The following is a 16,629-nucleotide window of genomic DNA, read 5'->3' as shown; positions in this document are numbered from 1 at the left end:
TAAAATGAAGAATTTAGTTTACATATTTATACTATTGTTCCAATTTTCAATTGGACAAACGACTGATGAATCTGCTCAAAAAGTATTTGAGATTGCCAATGAAATGTATAAAAAAGGAGATTATGAAAATGCAATCCAGAAATACGAATTCATTGAAAAAAGCTTAAAACAAGAATCAGCCGATTTGTATTTCAATTTAGGGAATTCGTATTACAAATTGAATAAAGTAGCTCCTTCTATTTATTACTACGAAAAAGCTTTATTGCTGAAACCAAACGATAAAAACATTAAAACCAATTTAGCTTTCGCTCAAAAAAGAACGATTGACAACATAAAAGTTATTAATGAATTGGGATTTACAAGATTCATCAAAAGTGTGACTTCCATATTTTCAATTAACACTTGGACATGGTTAAGTGTGATTTTTTCAGTGTTGACCTTGTTGAGTTTTGCCTTGTTTTTATACAAAGAAGAGTCAAATGTGAAACGTTTTTCGTTTGTTTCCATATTTGTGGCTTTGTTTTTAGTACTAGTTTCATTTTCATCAGCTAATTTCTTAACCAACTACAAGAAAAAAGACAAACCAGCGATAGTTTTTGAAGACACAGTCGAAGTAAAAGCTGAACCAAAAGAAGATGCAGACAACGCTTTTACATTGCATGAAGGCACAAAAGTCTATGTAAAAGAAACGTTAGATAACTACAAACGCATTCATTTAACAGACAAAACAGAAGGTTGGGTTTTGAGCAGTGCTATTAAGGAGGTTAGGTAGTTTTAGACTTCAGGTAGCAGTGTTCAGAATTTACAAGAAATTTATTTTTTTGAAATCACTATCATTCTTTTAAGGGCAATTTCAAATTTTTCTTGGTCTGATTTCTTACACCAATTATATTCATAAATTATGAAACGATTAATCATCTCGTTTTTATTGGAATCACTATCTTCATAATAAATAGAGTTTCCAATTCCGGAAATTTCTATTTCATTCCACATCATATTTTTACTGTTTTTGTTATATGAAACAATTGTTTTTTTTAAAGGAATAGTCCACTTTTCTTTAAAATCAGATTTTGTTAAACCAGTATAAAAAATAATAGTAGAATCAATTTCATTAAAATAATATTTTTTAAATAAACTTTCTTCATTTGAGTCAATACATTCAGAAGTAAATTTTTCAACATATTTACTCAAAAAAACTAAATCATCACTATTTCTTATTTTATCCAATTCAGTTGAACAAGAGTAAAATGAAATGCAAATTAAAAAAAGTAAAATATGTTTTTTCATATGATAATTTTAACTTTCAACACTATCTAAATCCTGCTCACTTTCGTCCTCTTTCTTAAAATCATCATACCATTCTTCAATTTTAGGATAAACAAATTCAGAAACCTTTTTTATGGGATTATAAAACATAGAATCATCTAATGTTTCTTGAGAAGCAATCATATTATTTACATTGATTTTTTCAAACAATAAAATCACAATACTTAAGGCTAAAATTGTTTTAAGCATACTAAAACATGCACCAGCTAATTTGTTAACCCAACCCAAAAAAGCAAAATCCGCAATTTTAGTTAACAATTTAGCTGAAAGATGAATGCCAGCTACAACCGCAATAAACGTTAATGCAAAAGCAGTAATTTCAATATATTTTGGACTCCAAGAAACAGTGTTTTCGATAATAGATTTGGCAAAACCTGAAAATTTTAAAGCCATAAAAATTCCAGCAATCAAAGCTACCAAAGAAGCTAACTCTACAAAAAGTCCGTTTTTAATTCCTTTATACAAAGCATAACCTAAAAAAGCAGCAAAAACAATATCAATAAAATGCATAGAAATAAAATAGATGAATGAACAAAGATAAAAGAATTATCGAAAGTCAAAATCCTACTTACTATCTTTGCAGAAATTTGGTGATTGGTAAAAGGAAATGGGTAAGAGGAATCCCATAACCCATAACCCATAACCCATAACCACGAAAAAATGTCAAGAGACGAACAATTAAAAGAACGTTGGGAAGCAGTAGTTACACTATTATCAAACAAATTTGCTGATGGTGAAACACTCGATCTTGATGCCATTATATACTTAATAGGAGTTCAAGAATTAGGGAAATTTAACCAAGAATTCAAAAAAGACGAAAAAGTAAACCTAATGCATATTGCCATTTGTCGTTTATTAGAACCTTATGGCTATTATGAATTTGATTATTTTGATGCTGAAGGTTGGCCTCATTACAAAGTAAAAGAAGAATTACCAACACTAAAAGCAGGAGAGCAATCCGTATTAATGAAAGATGCTATAGTGAGTTATTTTTTAGAAAAAGAAATAATAAAGTAATAAGCAAAACTAATTACTAATCACTTTTCACTAATCACTAAAAAAGCTTAAATTTGCGCTTTACAAAATGAACGATGATAGATAAGATTAAAAAGCATATTGAAGAAGCGAAAGCTTTTAATGCAGAGAATAAAGAAAAACTAGAAGAATTCCGAATTAAATACCTTGGTAGTAAAGGTTTATTGAAAGAATTATTTGCCGAATTTAAAAATGTTCCTAACGAAATGAAAAAGGAATTCGGTCAAGTAATCAACCAATTAAAAGCTACTGCAGAAGAAAAAGTAGCTTCTCTTCAGGAAATTTTAGAAACAAAAGACGAAGCAAAAGGAACTTATGGTGATTTAACGCGTCCAGGAGAACCTATTGCTATTGGTTCTCGTCATCCAATATCTATCGTAAAAAACCAAATCATTGATATTTTCTCAACGCTTGGATTCAATGTTTCTGAAGGACCAGAAATTGAAGACGATTGGCATAATTTTACCGCATTAAATTTACCAGAATATCACCCAGCACGTGATATGCAAGATACTTTCTTTACACAAACAAATCCCGATTTACTTTTACGTACACACACGTCATCCGTGCAAGTACGTTATATGGAAAATAACAAACCACCAATCAGAACAATTTCTCCAGGTCGTGTTTTTCGTAATGAAGCCGTTTCGGCTCGTTCACACTGTATTTTCCATCAAGTGGAAGGATTATACATTGACAAAGACGTGTCTTTTGCTGACTTAAAACAGACTTTGTTATACTTCACAAAAGAAATGTTCGGAAAATCTAAAATTCGTCTGAGACCTTCTTATTTTCCGTTTACAGAACCAAGTGCAGAAATTGATATCTATTGGGGTTTAAAAACAGAAACCGATTACCGAATCACCAAAGGAACTGGTTGGTTAGAAATTGGTGGCTGTGGAATGGTGGATCCAAATGTTTTAAAAAACTGTGGCATCGATTCAGAAGAATATTCAGGTTTCGCATTCGGAATGGGAGTAGAGCGTATAGCCATGCTTTTATACCAAATTGGTGACATCAGAATGTTTTATGAAAACGATGTTCGATTCTTAGAGCAATTTAAAGCAACGATATAATTTACTAGACCTGACAGGTTTTAAAACCTGTCAGGTCTTATTTTACATACATGAAAGCAGACATAGAAATCCCAAAAGTAGAAAACGTTCACGTTGTAGCCATACAAGAATGGAGCGATGATTTTCAAGAAAATTGTTGGTATGCGTATTTGTTAAACGCTACTAATGAAAAACTTGAAATGGCAATGATTGTTTCAAGAGCTTTTGGTTTAATAAACGGAGAAAACAGAAATACCATGCAACTGCGTCATGCTTTTGCAACAGTTGACCCACAAACTGCTGTCAAAATTGAGTTTCTAGAAAAAAGCGTTTTACAATTGAATAACGAATTTTCATTGTCTTATTTCATTGGAAATAAAATGTATGATAAGAAATTCATCTTCAAATCCAATTCCATAAACATAAACGCTCAAACCGATTTGCCTGCAATTAACAAACGTGGTGTAATGGGTGTTTAAAATTATAAATTGTTTAAATCATAAAAATTCCTCAATTTTATATCAAATTAAAATTTACATAATGAGGAATTTTCTTTTTTCTATACTTTTCATTACGACTACTGCATTTGCACAAGATTTTGCTAAACACGTCAACCCATTTATCGGAACTGGTGGACACGGACACACTTTTCCTGGTGCAACAACACCTTATGGAATGGTACAATTGTCTCCTGACACACGAATTGATGGAAGTTGGGATGGTTGTGGTGGTTATCATTATTCAGACAATGTAATTTATGGATTTTCACACACACATTTAAACGGAACTGGAGTTTCTGACTTTGGAGATATCATGTTGATGCCTACTATGGGAGAACCTTCCTTTGATAATAAAGTTTATTCTTCTACTTTTTCACACGATAACGAAAAAGCTTCAGCAGGTTTTTATAGCGTAAAATTAGACAAACACAACATTGATGTTCGATTAACAGCTTCAGCCCGAGTTGGGTTTCACGAATATACTTTTAATGAGAAAGGGCTAGCCAATATTATTTTAGATTTGAATCATCGAGATAAATTATTGGAAGGAACTATGAGAATTATAGACGACAAAACCATTGAAGTTTTAAGAAGAAGTGAAGCTTGGGCAACCAATCAGTATGTATATGCACAAATAGAGTTCAATGTGCCTTTAAAAGTAACAAGGACAAATAAATCAGATTCAGAAAGTTTTGAAATTTCGGCAATGAGTTTCTCTAAAATGGTCAAAAAAGGAGAAAAAATTCTAGTAAAAGTATCTCTTTCTCCAACAAGTCATGAAGGTGCTAAATTAAACAGTTCAGAAATCAAACATTGGGATTTTGAGAAAGTAAAGAAAGAGGCAGAAGCGCTTTGGAACAAAGAATTATCTAAAATACAAGTATCATCGCAAAATGTCGATAAGTTAACTATTTTCTACACCGCTTTATATCACACCATGATGCAACCGAATATTGCGCAAGATTTAGACGGAAAATATCGTGGGCGAGACAACCAAATTCACACCGCAGAGGGATTTGATTATTACACTGTTTTTTCACTTTGGGACACGTTTAGAGCAGCTCATCCTCTATATACTTTGATTGACAAAAAACGAACTTCAGATTACATCAATACGTTTCTAAAACAATACGAACAAGGTGGAAGATTACCTGTTTGGGAATTGGCTTCCAATGAAACGGATTGTATGATTGGCTATCATTCGGTTTCTGTGATAGCAGATGCTATGGCAAAAGGAATTCAAGGTTTTGATTACGAAAAAGCTTTTGAAGCGAGTAAAGCATCAGCCATGAGAGATGTTTTAGGTTTGGAAGCCTACAAAAGACAAGGTTTTATTTCGATAGATGATGACCATGAAAGTGTTTCAAAAACCGTTGAATATGCGTATGACGATTGGTGTATTGCACAAATGGCTCAAATTTTAAATAAAAAAGAAGATTACGAATATTTCATGAAACGTTCTCAAAATTGGAAAAATTTGTTCGATTGGGAGACAGGTTTTATTAGACCAAAGAAAAATGGTGGTTGGGACAAACCTTTTGATCCAAGAGAAGTCAATAATAATTTTACAGAAGGAAATGCTTGGCAATATACTTTTTTTGTACCACAAGATATTCCTGGGATGATTGAAGCTTATGGTGGACCAGAACAATTTGAAGCCAAACTAGATGAAATGTTCAACAGCGAAAGCAAAACCACAGGAAGAGAACAAGTAGATGTAACTGGTTTAATCGGACAATACGCACATGGAAATGAACCAAGTCACCACATGGCTTATTTGTACAATTATGTGGGAAAACCTGAAAAAACTAAAGAAAAAGTACATTATATCTTAAACGAATTCTACAAAAACACTCCCGATGGATTAATAGGCAACGAAGATTGCGGACAAATGAGCGCTTGGTATGTGTTGAGTTCTATGGGGATTTATGATGTAAGACCTGGAGATGTTTTATGGGAAGTCAATGAACCATTTATAAAGAATATAAAAGTAAGTGTTGATGGAAAAAAGCCTGAATATATTAATCAACCATTAGAAAAAACTAGAATTTTACCGCAGTTTTCTATGGAATATCAAGAAAAAGAAATATTTCCCTCAATTACTCCTGTTCCTGTAATTGAAGCCGAAAGTAAATCGTTTAAAGATAAATTAGAAGTTACATTCAAGTCGTTTTATAATGCTACAGAATATTTCTACAACATTAATGATTCCGAATTTAAAATGTATAATGACAAAATTATATTAGATAAATCAGCAATTATTAAATTTTATTCTGATGATGGTTTTGGAAAAATAAGCGACACCATCTCAGCCCAATTCTTCAAAAAGCCAAACGACTTTACAATTGACATTAAAGGAAAATACAATCCACAATATCATGCTGGTGGTGATGAAGGTTTGTTAGACGGAATTTATGGTAACGAAAACTGGAGAAAAGGAGAATGGCAAGGCTATCAAACGCAAGATTTTGAATGTGTCGTAGATATGCAATCCACACGCGAAATTAGTGCAATTACATCTAATTACTTACAAGATACACGTGCATGGATAATAATGCCTATAAAAGTGGATTACTATATTTCAGAAGATAATATTACGTTCACAAAAGTAGGCACAGTTGATAATACAGTTGATCCAAAAGAATATGAAGTCGTAATAAAACCTTTTGAACTAAAAATCAAACCGCAAAAAGCAAGATATGTAAAAGTGGTTGCCACCAATTTTGGAAAACTTCCAGAATGGCATCAAGGACACCCTTTTGATGGTGAAGCATTTATTTTTGTAGATGAGATTGAAGTGAAATAAAATTATTACCCTTAAGATATTAAGTTGTTTAAAACCAAATTTCACTTAATATCTTAAGGGTAAAAAATTAATCTAATTTATCAGTCAATTTAGCAAATACTTTTTTGGCTTCTTTTCCTTCGTATAGAATTTGATAAACCGCATCAATAATAGGTGTTTTTGCACCATATTCTTGATTTAATTTGTAAGCACTTTTGGCAGCATAATAACCTTCAGCAACCATGCTCATTTCCATTTGTGCTGATTTAACTGTATAGCCTTTTCCAATCATGTTTCCAAACATTCTGTTTCTTGAGAATACAGAATAGCCTGTAACCAATAAATCTCCTAAATAAGCAGAATTATTAATATTACGTTTCATCTTATGTACTTTTCGAATGAATTTTTTCATTTCGCGAATTCCGTTACTCATTAAAACCGATTGGAAATTATCACCATAACCTAAACCATGAGCAATTCCGGCTGCAATAGCATAAATGTTTTTCAACATAGCTGCATATTCGGTTCCAATAATATCGTCTGAAGTTTTCGCTTTGATGTAATCTCCACTTAAATTTTTGGCCATTATTTTGGCCTTGTTAACATCTCCACAAGCGATTGTTAAATAAGATAGACGCTCTAATGCAACTTCTTCTGCGTGACATGGACCTGTGATTACTCCAATGTTTTCATAAGGAATATCATATTTGGTGTGAAAATGTTCTCCAACAATTAAACTGGTTTCAGGAACAATACCTTTAATAGCAGAAAATATGACTTTATCTTTTAAACTTTCTTTTAGATTCTCTAGTTCTCCACTCAAAAAAGCAGAAGGAATGGCAAAAATCACATAATCTGCAAATGCAACAGCTTCATTAATATCATTAGTCAATCGGAGTTTTTTGATGTCAAACTCCACAGAACTTAAATAATTAGGGTTGTGTCTTTGGTGTTTTAAATGTTCAATTGCATATATGTTTCGCATGTACCAAGCAATTTCAGGTTGGTTTACACACAACATTTTGGCAATTGCTGTTGCCCAACTTCCACCACCTATAACTGCAAATTTCGGGTTTGATTTCATTTCTAAATCGATTTAGTAGTCAAAATTAACAATTTAAAAACCATTATCAAATCAATTGTTAAAAGTGTTAAGGTAAAGTTTAACAAAATTTTAAATTTCATCGTACAATTTAAAATTAGTCTAGTCGTTTTTAATGAAGTAATATGCCATAAGTATTACAACAACATAAATTAGTTGGGTTAAGTTAATTTTTGTTTTGGGGTTAGAAAAAAAGCGTTCAGGTACATGTACTTGAACGCTTTTTGATTTTAATCATCCAACTAAAGTTGGAAGTAATTCAAATCATTAATAACTCATTTCTACAATTGCTCTGACTTTTTCTGGAGTAATGTTTTGTTTTTCACCTAAAGCTTTCCAACCTCTTTCTTCAAAACGATTTACTATAAAGTTTGCTGTTTCAGCATAATCATCTGTATTTTCAGATAATTTAGTTTTCATTCCCATTGTATGGAAGAATTCAACTGTTTTTTCGATAGCTTTTTCAGCAATTTCTTCGGTTGAACCTTCTTGAATGTTCCAAACACGTTTTCCGTATTGAGCTAATTTATCTTTTTTAGTTTCAAACATTACTTTATATAAGTTTGGACCGATGATTGCTAATGTTCTGGCATGATCAATTTCATATAAGGCTGTTAATTCATGTCCAATCATATGCGTTGCCCAATCACTAGGAACACCTTTTTGGATTAATCCGTTTAAAGCCATTGTAGCAGACCAAACAAAATTAGAAGCTAATTTATAATCTGTTGGATTTTCAACTACTTTTGGTCCAATTTCTACTAATGTTTGTAAAATTCCCTCTGCAATTCTGTCTTGTAAAAGCGCATCATGAGTATATGTTAAGTATTGTTCCATTACGTGTGTAAATGCATCTACGACACCATTTTGCAATTGTCTTTTTGGTAAAGATGTAATCACCATTGGATCAACAATAGAGAATTTTGGAAACAAAGCACTTCCACCTAAAGTTAATTTTTCTTGTGTTTCATTAATTGTTACTACTGCTCCTGAATTCATCTCTGAACCCGTTGCAGGTAATGTTAGAACTGTTCCAAATGGAATTACATCTGAACCTTCTTTGAAAAGAATTCTTCTTCTTAAAATATCAGCAGCATCACCTTCATAATTGACTGCTGCAGAAATGAATTTTGTTCCATCAATTACACTTCCACCACCAACGGCTAAAATGAATCCGATTTTTTGTTCGCGAACGATTTCAACAGCTTTCATTAAAGTTTCATATCTTGGATTTGGTTCTATTCCACCAAATTCTACGATATTATTTTCTTCAAACTGTGTTGCTAATGCAGCTTTTACTTGATCATAAACTCCATTTTTAAAAATACTTCCACCACCATAAGTGATTAAGATTTTTGTGTTGGACGGTACTAAGTCTTTTAATTTTTCAATTTGTCCTTTTCCAAAGACATAATTTACGGGATTGTATAATTCGAAATTATTCATTTTTTTATTTATTTAATTGTTCTAATAATTTTTGAGCTACTAATTTAGACGAAGCAGGATTTTGACCTGTAATCAATAAACCATCTTCAACTGCATATGGTGCCCAATTTTCTCCTTTGCTATATTCCGCTCCGTTAGCTTTTAAAGCATCTTCTAATAAAAATGGAACTACTTTGGTTAAACCAACAGCTTCTTCTTCATCGTTTGTGAAACCCGTAACTTTTTTACCTTTTACTAAATAGTCACCATTTATCTTTACATCTTTTAAAACTCCAGGAGCATGACATACAAAAGCAACTGGTTTATTATTGGTGTAAAAAGATTCAATTAATGATTTTGAAGTATCACTTGAGGCTAAATCCCATAAGGGTCCATGTCCACCTGGATAAAATACAGCGTCATAATCCGCTTGATTTATATCCGCTAATTTAACTGTTTTTGCTAATTTTTGTTGTAATACAACATCACCATCAAATCTTTTAGTGTCTTCTGTTGCTGAACTTGGATCAGCACTTTTTGGATCAATTGGAGGTTGTCCGCCATTAGGTGATGCAATTGTAATTTCGATTCCTTTATCTGCTAATTCATAATAAGGTGCTGCAAATTCTTCTATCCAAAACCCTGTTTTTTCTCCTGTGTTTCCTAAGTCTTCGTGACTAGTTAAAACAAATAATACCTTTTTCATAGTTTCTTTTTTTGTAATTTGATTTTCTTGTGTTGTTGTTTCAGTTGTGTTTTCTTTGTCTTTACAACTTACTGATAAAATTACGATTAATGCTAAAGCTATGCGTTTCATGTTTTGTTATTTTTTTTACAAAATTACGACTTAAATGGTATTAGGAATAATAATTTAAATTATGTTTGCGATAAATATATTTATATCATGGTAAATTTAGAATGGTACAGAACTTTTAAATCTGTTTACAAAAACGGAAACTTTTCACAAGCTGCAAAAGAGTTATTTATCAGCCAACCAGCGGTTAGTCAACAGATAGCCATGTTAGAAGCACATGTGGGTTATAAATTATTCAATCGAAAATCAAAAGGTGTAGAGGCAACAGAATATGCAAAATTACTAAACAATTTAATTATTGAAGCTTTAGACCGTTTGGAAAGTGTGGAAAATGGTTTCCGTGAAAAGGCATTTAATTCTAATAGACTGGTTTCTATCGGAATATCAAAACATTTATTTGCTAGTATTGGAACAAAGTTAATTTCAAAATTCGATTTTATTGATTTCACTTATGGAGAAAATGATGAATTATTCAGTTTAGTGAATGATAAAAAAATTGACTTTGCAATTGTTACCAAAAAGTTTGACACTTTTGATACGGTTCAGAAAGAATTAGGTAAAATAAAACAAATCGTCGTTGCGAGTAACGATTTAGATTTAAAAGAAGTTAAGAAAGAAATCAAAAATAAAAATTATACGATCATCGAAAATTGGTTAAACCAACAAAAATGGTACAATTTTGATGCACGAATTCCTCATGTAAAATTATTTTGGTTGTATGTTTTTGATAAAAAAAGACCTTCAATGATTTCTAATTATATTATTCCATCAGAATCAGAAATGTTATCTACATTGACAGATAATTCTGGTGTTTCAGTAGTTTGGAATATTAATGCAAAGCATTATTTAAAAGCTAAAAAGTTGCAATTACTTTGGGATAGTCCAAAAATGCCATCCACAGAAATTTATTTATTAGCTCGAAAAAATGATACTTTGAATTCGATTTTAGATGAAGTGAAAGAAGAAATTAGTGCTTTTATATTAGAATAAATTACTTTTTATAAAACAAATTATGCTCCACATATTCCCAAACTTCTTTAGGTAACATAGGCATAATATTTTTTCCGTTTTTGATGTTTTCGCGAATAAATGTTGAAGATAATTCAACTATTGGAGCACCAATTCTGTGAATTTTTGGATGGTTTATAAATTGATCATCCATTTCACCAGAATTCAATCTAGGATAAACATAAACGTCATGATTCTTTAAAATGACTTCATGGTTTTTCCATTTATGAAGCGAATTCAAGTTGTCTTCACCCATGATTAAAGAAAATTCGTGTTGTGGAAATTTCTCAAACAAATGAGCTAGCGTATTGACAGTATAATTCGGTTGAGGCAATTTAAATTCAATATCAGAAGGTTGAATTTTCGGGAAATCTTTGGTAGCTAAATGCACCATTTCTAAACGATGATAATCATCTAAAAGCGTATTCTTTTTTTTATGTGGATTATGTGGTGTCACAACCATCCAAATTTGGTCTAAATCAGAATGTTCAGCCATATGATTGGCAATAATCAAATGGCCCACGTGAATGGGATTGAATGTTCCGAAATATAAACCGATTTTCATGGTGTCTTAATACTTAATACTCAAATCTTAATACTATTTACTGATAAATTCTTTAACCAATTGATAAGCTTCTTCCTTAGCAGTATCTAAATCGTAATTTTTTATAATTTTGTCAAATTGAGGTGCAGTGGCTAATTCAACTGAAGCCTTTGCAATTCGCATGTTGATTTTGTCTTCGCTTTCTGTGGAACGTAATTTTAACCTTCTTTTTAATTCGTCCACACTTGGTGGTTTTACAAAAACGGCTAAAGTTTCTTCTGGAAATTTATGTTTGATTCTTAATCCACCAACAACATCTATATCAAAAATTACGTGTTTGCCTAAAGCCCAAATTCTTTCGATTTCTTTCTTTAAAGTTCCGTAGAAATTATCCGTGTATACTTCTTCCCACTCTACAAATTCTTCAGCTTTGATATGATTTTTAAACTCTTCCCAAGAAATGAAATAATAATCTGTGCCATCAATTTCTGTTCCTCTTGGCTCACGAGTAGTGCATGAGATTGAGAATTCTAAATTTAAATCTTCTTTTTCTAATAAGTGTCTCACTATTGTAGTTTTTCCAGAACCTGATGGTGCTGAAAACACAAATAATTTTCCTTTCTTCATTCTAAAATCTTAATACTTAATACTTCAATCTTAATACTTTAAAGTACATTCAATACTTGCTCTTTAATTTTCTCTAATTCATCTTTCATTTGCACCACTAATTTTTGCATTTCGGTATGATTAGACTTTGAACCCATGGTGTTTATTTCTCTTCCAATTTCTTGTGTAATGAAACCTAATTTTCTTCCCAAAGCTTCTTCATTTTTCATCGTTTCTAAGAAATATTTCAAATGATTTCCTAAACGAACTCTTTCTTCAGTAATGTCATATTTTTCTAGATAAAAAATCAATTCTTGTTCAAATCTATTTTCATCAATAGTAGCTTTCAATTCTTCTAAAGCTGTGCGAAGTCTTGTTTTTACAGTTTCAACTCTTTCTGAATCATACGAAACAGCTTCATTCATTAAGTTTTCAATATTAGAAATTCTCAATTCGAATTCTTTTTCTAATGAAACTCCTTCATCACTTCTAAAAGTAGAAATATTATCTAAAGCTTCATGAATTACTTTTTCAATTTGAAGCCATTCGTTTTTGTCTAATTCTTCACGCTCTGTTTTTAAAGCATCTGGCATTCTTACTGCCATTTTCATTAATTCTGTTTCATCTGCATTAGGAATAACCTCTTTCATTTGGTTGATGTATCCTTTTACAATTGGCACATTAATCTTAGCTGAAGTTTCTTCACCAGTTACTTCGATATATAATGAAAAATCAATTTTTCCACGTTCTAATCGTTGAGCAATCGAATTTCTTATTTGTAATTCCATTTCTCTATAAACAGAAGGAGTTCTTACGTTTAAGTCTAATCCTTTACTGTTTAATGATTTGATTTCTACGGTTATTTTTTTATTGGGTAATTGCAAAAAAGCTTTCCCAAAACCAGTCATTGATTGTATCATATTGTAATTTAAAGAGTTCAAAGATAAGAAAAAGTGTTCAGTGTTCAGTTTTTAGTGTTCAGTAATCTTTTTTGGCTTATGTGTAACTAAATAAACACCTGTAAAAATTAGAATTGCTGAAAAGACTTTAATCATATTAAGTTCATCTTTTTGAAGACTAATTGCAATTATGGAAGCAAACAAAGGTTGTAAATAAATAAATACCGACAATGTTGTAGGTTTTAATTCTTTCATTGCCATTAGGTTGATCAAATAAGCTAAGAATGTTGTAAATAAAACTACAAAACCAATATTAAAATAAATGTTTGTTGGAATACTTGACCAATTAACTTCCATAAATTCTTGATAGCCAAAAGGAAGTACAAACAATAATCCGAAAGTATAAATCCATTTAATAAATGTAAAAGCATGGTATTTAGTAATCAGCTTTTTAATAATAATCAAATAAACGGCATAAGCTGAAGCATTAATAAAAACCAAAAAATTACCATAACTTGCATTTGGACTATTCTCAATATCTTTTCCGTAAAGTATTAATACTGAAGTTCCTGTTAATCCAATAATGATTCCAATAACTTTTTTAAGTTTAATCTTCTCTTTAAGTAGAATGGCAGATAAAATCAATACTAAAATAGGAGCAGTTACCATAATTACGGAAGCACTTATAGGTGAAGTTAAACTTAATCCTTTAAAAAATGTCAATTGATTTATGGCAACACCAAATAGTGCTGCTGCAATTATTCTAGGAAAATCTTTTAATTCAATTTTTTCTTTTGGGCCAAAAAAAGTTAAAAGCCAAAGCAAAAAAGCACCACCAATTGCTCTAATTAAAATAAAGCCATAAGGTTTCACATAAGTTGGCATAACATCTTTTGCAACTATAAAAGTTGTACCATAAATTAAAGCAACAAATGTAGCACCAATTAAGGCTAATACTCTTTTAGACATTTTCTAAAGTCTTCATTAATTTTAAAATATTGGGTTGCGAGTTTCCAATAAAAATTTCATTTTTTATGATGAAAACAGGTCTACTCAAAAAAGTATAATGTTCCAAAATTAATGCTTTGTAATCTTCTTCAGTTAAAGATTGATTTTTTAAACCTCTTTCTTTGTACAATTGAGCTCTTTTGCTGAATAAAGCTTCATAACTTCCAGCTAATTCACGCATTTTTTCTAATTCTTCAACTGTAATTTTATCTTGTCTGATGTCGTGAAATTCTAATTCAATTCCTTTTGGTAAAGACTTAATGATTTTTCTACATGTATCACATGAAGCTAAGTAGTATATTTTATCCATTTGGTCTAAAATTTTAATTTGAGTACAAAAATACAGTAGTTATTGGCTTTAAAATAATTATTTTTAACTAAATTTAAAATATGAAATTCAATACAAAAACCATACACGGAGGACAACATCACGAAAAAACAACGGGTGCAGTAATGACTCCAATTTTTCAAACATCAACTTTTGCACAAACCAGCCCAGGAAAACCAATAGGAGAATACGAATATGCCAGAGCAGCAAACCCAACAAGAACAGCACTAGAAGATTCGTTAGCAAGTTTAGAAAACGGAACAAAAGGTTTGGCTTTCGCTTCAGGTTTAGCGGCTACTGATGCTTTAATGAAATTTCTAAAATCAGGTGACGAGGTTATTGCAACAGATAATTTATATGGTGGAACTTATAGAATGTTTACCAAAGTCTATCAAGATTTCGGAATTAAATTTCATTTTGTTGACATGAATGATTTAAAAAAATTAGAATCTTTAATCCATGAAAACACAAAATTAGTTTGGGTTGAAACTCCAACAAATCCATTAATGAAATTAGCTGATATAGCTGTGATTTCAAAAATTACTAAAAGGCACAACTTACTTTTAGCTGTAGATAATACATTTGCAACTCCTTATTTACAAAAACCTTTAGATTTAGGTGCTGATATTGTAATGCATTCAGCTACAAAATATTTAGGAGGTCATTCAGATGTTATGGCTGGTGCTTTAATTGTGAAAGATAAGGAACTTGGTGAAAAATTGCATTTTTCTCAATTTGCAACGGGTGGAATTTTAGGACCCATGGATAGTTTTTTGGTTTTAAGAGGAATCAAAACTTTACATTTACGAATGCAACGTCATTGCGAAAATGGAATGAAAGTAGCGGAATTCTTAAATTCACATTCAGCCGTAAAACAAGTTTATTATCCTGGATTAGCAAATAGCCCAAATCACGAAATTGCTAAAAAACAAATGATTGGTGGTTTTGGAGGAATGGTTTCGTTTTCATTTAAATCCGGTAAAAGGGAAGATGCAATTGCTTTTTTTGAAAAACTAAAAATATTTACTTTGGCTGAATCTTTAGGTGGAGTTGAGTCTTTAGCCAATCACTCAGCATCGATGACTCATGCTTCTGTTCCGGTTGAAGAACGAATAAAACTTGGAATTACAGATGATTTAGTTAGATTAAGTGTTGGTATAGAGGATATTGATGATTTATTGGGTGATTTGAAACAAGCTTTATCTTAAAAAATCAAAAACCATCATTATCCCGTAGTGATGGTTTTTTTCTTAAATTCATAAACCAAACCTATTCCCATAATTTGTTTTAATTGAACTTTTGGACCTGATAATACTTGAACATTATCAACTTGTTTTTTAGTTTTTATATCATCATCATATATTAAATGTGTTCCAAGACTTGCTTTTACATATTCATTAACCGTCATTTCTAGTTGAATTTGCCAGTTTACATCAACGTTACCAAAATTGTTTATATAATCTGAATATAATGAAATTCGATTGTCAAGCATAATGTTTTTATATATCTCAGTTTCCCATTCATTAGTAATTAGAATACCAACTTCTGTTCTTGATTTTTTTCCTTTCATTATAATGTTACCTTCTAAATCATATGTTGCTTTTTCAACTCCAAAGGCTCCTTCATTAGCTAGTCTTTGATTGAGAACTAAAGTGTTTTTTAAAGTTAATGGTGATAAATAAAACTTTAATTTCTCTTCTTTTTTATAATATTCTGCACCAATTCCTAAGAAAGTATAAGCTGGTGAAAAAGGAGCTGAAATTGATATATCATTATTTGGATAGGCATATCCATTATAAAACTGTGTGTTAAAGTTTAGTTTTCCAGCATAAAACCAATTTGAAATTGTATCATTTCTAAAAGCTACTGTAGAATTTAACTGAAACTGATCATCTGTCTTTCTTAATTCTTGCCCTTCTTGCTTGTTTATTCCATAACGCATAATTAGTTCATTACTCCAATTAAGCTTATCAGCTTCATAATCTCTTTTAAAGTTACCTTTTAATAAACCAGAAATAGAATTATTTCCTCCAGCATTCCAATTCACAAATGAAATTTGTGAAATATCAAATCCAACTTTATTTTTTGATTTCCAATTTGATATAGTGTCAGGTAATTTGGTTCTTATTATTTGAGAAAATCCACTTTGAAATATAAAAAATGAAATAATTAGAAGAATGCTTTTTTTAATCAT

The 16,629-nt window shown here is 30.9% G+C and carries 18 protein-coding genes; 7 read left to right on the top strand and 11 right to left on the bottom strand.

The features are described 5' to 3' along the window. The first annotated feature begins 4 nt into the window (after positions 1-4). The gene (locus tag AABJ49_RS08360) at positions 5-772 is read left to right on the top strand and encodes a tetratricopeptide repeat protein (RefSeq protein ID WP_338377825.1); all 768 of its coding nucleotides are present in this window, start codon (positions 5-7) and stop codon (positions 770-772) included. 41 nt (positions 773-813) lie between these two features. On the opposite strand, the gene AABJ49_RS08355 is transcribed toward AABJ49_RS08360, so the two are convergent. Together AABJ49_RS08355 and AABJ49_RS08350 are read right to left on the bottom strand one after the other, a co-directional pair. Continuing rightward, entirely contained in the window at positions 814-1,287 is a 474-nt protein-coding gene (locus tag AABJ49_RS08355) for a hypothetical protein (protein ID WP_338377824.1), read from the bottom strand. 9 nt (positions 1,288-1,296) lie between these two features. Beyond that, complete coding sequence (locus AABJ49_RS08350) at positions 1,297-1,836, bottom strand: CvpA family protein (protein ID WP_338377823.1); 540 nt, start codon at positions 1,834-1,836, stop codon at positions 1,297-1,299. 150 nt (positions 1,837-1,986) lie between these two features. Between AABJ49_RS08350 and AABJ49_RS08345 the strand changes: the two genes are divergently transcribed. From AABJ49_RS08345 to AABJ49_RS08330, 4 genes are all read left to right on the top strand, one after another. Next, on the top strand, positions 1,987-2,343 hold the full coding sequence (locus AABJ49_RS08345; protein ID WP_338377822.1) for a hypothetical protein: 357 nt from the start codon (positions 1,987-1,989) through the stop codon (positions 2,341-2,343). A gap of 74 nt (positions 2,344-2,417) precedes the next feature. Continuing rightward, the gene (gene pheS, locus AABJ49_RS08340; protein ID WP_338377821.1) at positions 2,418-3,437 is read left to right on the top strand and encodes a phenylalanine--tRNA ligase subunit alpha; all 1,020 of its coding nucleotides are present in this window, start codon (positions 2,418-2,420) and stop codon (positions 3,435-3,437) included. Positions 3,438-3,487: 50 nt separating this feature from the next. Then, complete coding sequence (locus AABJ49_RS08335; RefSeq protein ID WP_338377820.1) at positions 3,488-3,895, top strand: hypothetical protein; 408 nt, start codon at positions 3,488-3,490, stop codon at positions 3,893-3,895. 61 nt (positions 3,896-3,956) lie between these two features. Then, positions 3,957-6,722 (top strand): GH92 family glycosyl hydrolase, encoded by a 2,766-nt coding sequence (locus tag AABJ49_RS08330; RefSeq protein WP_338377819.1) that lies wholly within the window; start codon positions 3,957-3,959, stop codon positions 6,720-6,722. A gap of 67 nt (positions 6,723-6,789) precedes the next feature. On the opposite strand, the gene AABJ49_RS08325 is transcribed toward AABJ49_RS08330, so the two are convergent. The 3 genes from AABJ49_RS08325 to AABJ49_RS08315 all read right to left on the bottom strand — a co-directional run bounded on the left by AABJ49_RS08325 (position 6,790) and on the right by AABJ49_RS08315 (position 10,045). Continuing rightward, a complete protein-coding gene (locus tag AABJ49_RS08325) occupies positions 6,790-7,785 on the bottom strand; it encodes an NAD(P)H-dependent glycerol-3-phosphate dehydrogenase (protein WP_338377818.1) in 996 nt (331 codons plus the stop codon). A 285-nt stretch (positions 7,786-8,070) separates the two neighbouring features. Beyond that, the gene (locus AABJ49_RS08320) at positions 8,071-9,249 is read right to left on the bottom strand and encodes an iron-containing alcohol dehydrogenase (protein ID WP_338377817.1); all 1,179 of its coding nucleotides are present in this window, start codon (positions 9,247-9,249) and stop codon (positions 8,071-8,073) included. A gap of 4 nt (positions 9,250-9,253) precedes the next feature. Further along, entirely contained in the window at positions 9,254-10,045 is a 792-nt protein-coding gene (locus tag AABJ49_RS08315) for a type 1 glutamine amidotransferase domain-containing protein (RefSeq protein WP_338377816.1), read from the bottom strand. A gap of 87 nt (positions 10,046-10,132) precedes the next feature. Between AABJ49_RS08315 and AABJ49_RS08310 the strand changes: the two genes are divergently transcribed. Continuing rightward, positions 10,133-11,032, top strand: coding sequence for a LysR family transcriptional regulator (locus AABJ49_RS08310; RefSeq protein ID WP_338377815.1), 900 nt, complete (start codon positions 10,133-10,135; stop codon positions 11,030-11,032). 1 nt (position 11,033) lies between these two features. Here AABJ49_RS08310 and nadD read toward each other — a convergent pair whose 3' ends face one another. Genes nadD through AABJ49_RS08285 form a run of 5 tightly spaced genes read right to left on the bottom strand, consistent with a single transcriptional unit; the run spans position 11,034 to position 14,417 of the window. Beyond that, positions 11,034-11,615, bottom strand: a complete 582-nt coding sequence (gene nadD, locus AABJ49_RS08305; protein WP_338377814.1) for a nicotinate (nicotinamide) nucleotide adenylyltransferase — start codon at positions 11,613-11,615, stop codon at positions 11,034-11,036. A gap of 33 nt (positions 11,616-11,648) precedes the next feature. Continuing rightward, positions 11,649-12,221, bottom strand: coding sequence for a guanylate kinase (gmk, locus tag AABJ49_RS08300; RefSeq protein ID WP_338377813.1), 573 nt, complete (start codon positions 12,219-12,221; stop codon positions 11,649-11,651). Positions 12,222-12,259: 38 nt separating this feature from the next. Then, complete coding sequence (locus AABJ49_RS08295; RefSeq protein ID WP_338377812.1) at positions 12,260-13,120, bottom strand: YicC/YloC family endoribonuclease; 861 nt, start codon at positions 13,118-13,120, stop codon at positions 12,260-12,262. A 51-nt stretch (positions 13,121-13,171) separates the two neighbouring features. Beyond that, positions 13,172-14,068, bottom strand: coding sequence for a DMT family transporter (locus AABJ49_RS08290; RefSeq protein ID WP_338377811.1), 897 nt, complete (start codon positions 14,066-14,068; stop codon positions 13,172-13,174). Continuing rightward, positions 14,061-14,417, bottom strand: coding sequence for an ArsC/Spx/MgsR family protein (locus tag AABJ49_RS08285; protein ID WP_338377810.1), 357 nt, complete (start codon positions 14,415-14,417; stop codon positions 14,061-14,063). The genes AABJ49_RS08290 and AABJ49_RS08285 overlap by 8 nt, the downstream gene beginning before the upstream one ends. An 80-nt stretch (positions 14,418-14,497) precedes the next feature. Here AABJ49_RS08285 and AABJ49_RS08280 point away from each other — a divergent pair, with 80 nt between their 5' ends. Next, positions 14,498-15,643, top strand: coding sequence for a cystathionine gamma-synthase (locus tag AABJ49_RS08280; RefSeq protein WP_338377809.1), 1,146 nt, complete (start codon positions 14,498-14,500; stop codon positions 15,641-15,643). A gap of 17 nt (positions 15,644-15,660) precedes the next feature. On the opposite strand, the gene AABJ49_RS08275 is transcribed toward AABJ49_RS08280, so the two are convergent. Then, positions 15,661-16,629, bottom strand: a complete 969-nt coding sequence (locus tag AABJ49_RS08275; protein WP_338377808.1) for a DUF3078 domain-containing protein — start codon at positions 16,627-16,629, stop codon at positions 15,661-15,663.

It is taken from the genome of uncultured Flavobacterium sp. (assembly GCF_963922255.1).
GTDB lineage: Bacteria > Bacteroidota > Bacteroidia > Flavobacteriales > Flavobacteriaceae > Flavobacterium.
This window is presented reverse-complemented; position numbering and strand designations above follow the sequence as displayed.